The sequence below is a fragment of the Candidatus Methylomirabilota bacterium genome, from assembly GCA_027293415.1.
Lineage (GTDB): Bacteria > Methylomirabilota > Methylomirabilia > Methylomirabilales > CSP1-5 > CSP1-5.
On record JAPUFX010000005.1, the window covers coordinates 1 to 4,006 of the forward strand.

Consider the following 4,006-nt stretch of genomic DNA (forward strand, 5'->3'; position numbering starts at 1 on the left):
GGGATTATCCTGGAAGTAGGTGACCACCTTCATTCCCAGAGCGTTGCCCTCACTGAGGTAGGCGGGCATGCTGGTCAGGCGCCCTTTGATCTGAGGCAACGGCACGACCAATCGAACAGGCATCACGGCCCTGCCGGTGGAGAATTGAATGTGTGCCTGTTCTAGGACACCGATCAGCTCTTCGATATCGAGAAGTCCCCGGACCTCTTTTTCGGATAGAGCCAGCATCGTGTCGACTCATAACATAAAGGGATAAAGAAGTGGAAGTTGTGGAGGAGGCCTTATAATTGTATTTGATCAGGAATGCATGGTATTTTCCTATGAGGTGAGAGATTTAGATGTGGTCGGAAAGGAGAAGAACAGATGGCCCGTATTAGCTATGTCGACCCAAGGTCCATCGCCGATCCGGAGATTCGCCAGTGGCTTGAAGAGTCCATTCGAAAGGGAAGGCCCGGTCCGGAAAACCAGGCGATCCGCGCCCATCAGCCGGATGTCATGCGGTCTTTTACGATAACTCGGCAACGGCTGTTTCACAACGGCGTGGTCGAACACGATCTGAAGGAACTGGTCCGGGTTCGAATCGCGACCAGCCTGGAGTGCATGTACTGATCGCATCAGGGAACTGCACGGTCCGTGCAGAACTCAGGGAGCAGGTTGGCGGAGCTGGACCGCTTTGAAGAGTCGGGTAAATTTACGCACCGTGAAAAGCTGGCGTTGCGATACACGGATGCTATCGTGTGGAATCCTGCTAGCGCCGACGACGAGATGTGGAAACAGTTGCATGAAGAGTTCACCGAGCCCGAGCTGGTAGAGTTGGGATACTGGATCGGGTTCACCGCGGGTGGCCAGCGCTGGCTTCTTACTTTGGCAACGAGGCAGGGCGAGCTTGCGGCTGCCCTCAATCAAAATTTGGCAGCTCAGAATCAGAGCACCTGAACCACAGTCTCGGAAGACCCGCGGCGCTCTCCCCAAAGCCCCAGGGAAGCTGGGGATCTGCCGCGGCCCTCATCAAGGGGGGGCTGTCGGTAAAAATCCATCGTAGTCTCTATCCTTTCATTTAATTTGTGCTACTATCGCGCCCTTGGATGAAAATGTTTCAGAATTAATTTTCAAAGGAGGGAGAGAAGTATGCCTTTTTACAAGATAGCCGAGTTGCAAGAGAATCCCAGCTCGGTGAATCCTGAGATGTTTGTGAAGACCACCGTGGGAGAGTTCATGAAGGCGGGTATCGTGACCAAGCCGGAGGGCGAGGGACCACCGCTCCATATGCACCCGAACGAGGAGCAGTTTACCCTCGTACTCGAGGGGAAGCTCCACTTCGTTCTTGGCGATGAGGAGCGCATCTGCGAACGCGGCGACTTGATTCACATCCCCCGCTTCACCAATCACAGAAGCCGCTCCATTGGCGGTTCGGCTGTTTTCTTCACGGTTAAGAGTCCCGCCGGCGACGGGAATTTGGATCAAGACTACAACCTGGCAAAAGGCGCCGAAGATGCAGAGCGGCGCTACGAGGAAGCCAAGAGAAAGAATTCATAGGCATTTCGCCTCGAAGTCGAGTGATCCTCCCGAGCCGCCGGCCTTTAGAGGGTCTGCCCATGTCAACGAAGATCCAGACCAAAAATCTCAGGAAAATTTATGACACGGCCGAACGGCAGGTGCACGCTCTTGAGGATATCAACCTCGAGATCGAAGATGGTGAGTTTATCTGTCTCGTCGGGCTATCGGGCTGCGGAAAGACCACCCTCCTCAACATTCTAGCCGGCTTCATCGAGGTCACCTCCGGCTCCGTGTGGATGGACGGCAAGCCCATCAACCAAAACTACAACAAGGGCTTTGTGTTCCAGGAGTACGCCCTCTTCCCCTGGCGCACCGCCATCAAGAACATCGAGTACGGACTTGAGGTCCGCAAGGTGGCAGCGGAGGAGCGGAAACGGATCGCCTCGGAATACCTCAAGCTCGTCCGACTCGAGGAATTCGCCGATTTTTACCCTCACAACCTCTCGGGCGGTATGCGCCAGCGCGTAGCGGTTGCCCGCGCCCTGGCCTTCGACCCACAGGTCCTGCTGATGGATGAGCCCTTCGGCGCCCTGGATGCCCAGACGCGTGAGGAGCTGCAGGATCTGACGGTGGACATCTGGCAAAAGACGAAGAAAACGGTCGTCTACGTCACGCACAATCTCAGTGAGGCCGTCTTCATGGGCAGCCGCATCGCGGTGTTCATCCCGAAGCCTGGCCGGATCCGAGAGGTCCTTCGAGTAAACCTTCCGCGACCGAGGGACCCTCTCTCGCCAGAGTTCATTGAGATCCAGCGGAAGGTGAACCAGATGATCAGGGAATTTTAGAGAGGAGGTTCCTATGCAGGATGCCCAATTCGACACAGCCCTGGCGGGCGCTGCCCAGGGGAAGAAGAAGGACGAGATTTCCCTCTGGGTGAGGCTGCGCCCCGTCTACCCCTTCCTTGTCATTATGGCGATCTGGCAGCTATCGGCCATGGCCCTGCAAGAAAAAATGGGCCAGCTTATGCCGACGGTCGGTGCCATCATGATCCGGGCGTGGGAGCTCATTACCGAGCCCTTGACGCGAGCGCTCGCGGAGAACCCGCAGCTTGGCTTCCTGGACGCCCTCTATTATCTCGGCCAAAGCCCGCTCCTGTTGCACACCGCCTCGACGGCATGGCGTCTGCCCGTCTCGTTCTTGATGGCTGCTGTAATCGGTGTCGTCGTAGGAATTCTCATGGGCCGGTATTCTTTCTGGGAGGCGTTTTTCGTCCCCCTGATCTCGGTCCTGCTCCCTATCCCGGCGCTCGCCTGGACGCCCATCGTCGTCCTCTGGTCCGGATACGGCAACAAGACGGTCATCATCATCACAACCTTTGCCGCCTTCCTCCCGATCGCAATGGCGGTCTGGACGGGGGTCAAGACGGTAAATCCCGTCTGGATCCGTGCGGCCCAGTCCATGAACGCCGACCGGCTAACCATATTCCGCACGGTGGTGCTTCCCGGCTCCCTTCCCATGATCCTGAGCGGGATGCGCATCGGTCTGGCACGAGCTTGGCGCGCGGGCGTGGCGGCCGAGGCGTTCAGCGGGATCAGATGGGGACTCTCGGCGGGCATCTTTGACGCCCAAGAATATCTCGACATCGCCTTCATGATGGTGGCGATTAGCGTGCTTGGGCTGTTCGGCTTCCTGCTGGAGAAGGTGCTCTTCCAGCCCATCGAAAGCCGCACCATTATCAAGTGGGGGATGATGGAGGAGATGGGAGGGCAGGAGAAGAAGATCTAGACCCCGTACCACCTGCCGAGAGCCCCTCGTTCGACCTGGAGGCTCTTGACAGGCAGTTCGACCGACAGTACTCCACATGCGTGAGCGTGGGGAAATTATTCCAAACTTCCCCCCGTGGAGTAGCGGTCCATTACTCCACGGGGAGGCTTTCTGAGAGCATCAAAGCCCGGTTTAGTTGGCGGGCTTGTAACCTGCCTTGATCGCAACCTTGCGCAGGATTGAATCGTCCAGTGCCTTGCTCTTGGTGAAGTCCGGATGGCTCTTGATCCAGCCGAGCTTCACCTGCTTGTCCCCCATGTCATTGAGGTAGTTCCGCACCTCGCTGGTGAGGAAGGGCTCCGACTTGAGGCGCTTCACGACTGGGAGAATAACCTTGTACTCGGCCTTATCGCCCACTTCCCTCAACGCCTTGGTGTAGATCCGGGCGTACTCCTCGGGGTTTTCCTTGAGCAGCTTGTGCGCCTTGAGCCAGCCCCGGAAATACTTCTCGTAGAGATCGGGATGCTCCTTGAGCGTCCGGGGGTTTCCGATGTGCATCATCCGGGTCTTGTCATAGGCGCATAAGTCCTCGAGTTTTCGGATGAGACCCTTCTGCAGGGCGATCTCCGCCTGTGGGTCACCGATAATGGCCCCCTGCGCCCCTCCTGAGACCAGAGCCGCAACACGCTCGGTGGCCTTGACACTCAACCAGTTGAGGTCGTTGACCATCAACCCATGGCGCGGC

At 57.4% G+C, this 4,006-nt stretch carries 7 protein-coding genes; 5 read left to right on the forward strand and 2 right to left on the reverse strand.

Annotated features, from left to right (window positions below):
* A partial coding sequence (locus O6929_00375; GenBank protein ID MCZ6478850.1) for a hypothetical protein occupies positions 1-228 on the reverse strand: 228 nt, incomplete at its 3' end.
* A 135-nt stretch (positions 229-363) separates the two neighbouring features.
* Between O6929_00375 and O6929_00380 the strand changes: the two genes are divergently transcribed.
* From O6929_00380 to O6929_00400, 5 genes are all read left to right on the forward strand, one after another.
* Entirely contained in the window at positions 364-609 is a 246-nt protein-coding gene (locus tag O6929_00380) for a hypothetical protein (GenBank protein ID MCZ6478851.1), read from the forward strand.
* A 45-nt stretch (positions 610-654) separates the two neighbouring features.
* Positions 655-936, forward strand: a complete 282-nt coding sequence (locus O6929_00385) for a hypothetical protein (protein MCZ6478852.1) — start codon at positions 655-657, stop codon at positions 934-936.
* A gap of 192 nt (positions 937-1,128) precedes the next feature.
* On the forward strand, positions 1,129-1,536 hold the full coding sequence (locus O6929_00390) for a cupin domain-containing protein (protein MCZ6478853.1): 408 nt from the start codon (positions 1,129-1,131) through the stop codon (positions 1,534-1,536).
* A gap of 59 nt (positions 1,537-1,595) precedes the next feature.
* Positions 1,596-2,342, forward strand: coding sequence for an ABC transporter ATP-binding protein (locus tag O6929_00395; protein MCZ6478854.1), 747 nt, complete (start codon positions 1,596-1,598; stop codon positions 2,340-2,342).
* A 13-nt stretch (positions 2,343-2,355) separates the two neighbouring features.
* Entirely contained in the window at positions 2,356-3,282 is a 927-nt protein-coding gene (locus O6929_00400) for an ABC transporter permease (protein ID MCZ6478855.1), read from the forward strand.
* A gap of 171 nt (positions 3,283-3,453) precedes the next feature.
* Here the strand turns inward: O6929_00400 and O6929_00405 are convergent.
* Positions 3,454-4,006, reverse strand: a 553-nt coding sequence (locus tag O6929_00405) for a hypothetical protein (protein MCZ6478856.1), incomplete at its 5' end; no start/stop codon positions are given.

Coding starts and splice junctions, on each gene's coding strand:
- O6929_00380 (MCZ6478851.1), top strand. CDS start 364: ATGGCCCGTATTAGCTATGTCGACCCAAGGTCCATCGCCGATCCGGAG.
- O6929_00390 (MCZ6478853.1), top strand. CDS start 1,129: ATGCCTTTTTACAAGATAGCCGAGTTGCAAGAGAATCCCAGCTCGGTG.
- O6929_00395 (MCZ6478854.1), top strand. CDS start 1,596: ATGTCAACGAAGATCCAGACCAAAAATCTCAGGAAAATTTATGACACG.
- O6929_00400 (MCZ6478855.1), top strand. CDS start 2,356: ATGCAGGATGCCCAATTCGACACAGCCCTGGCGGGCGCTGCCCAGGGG.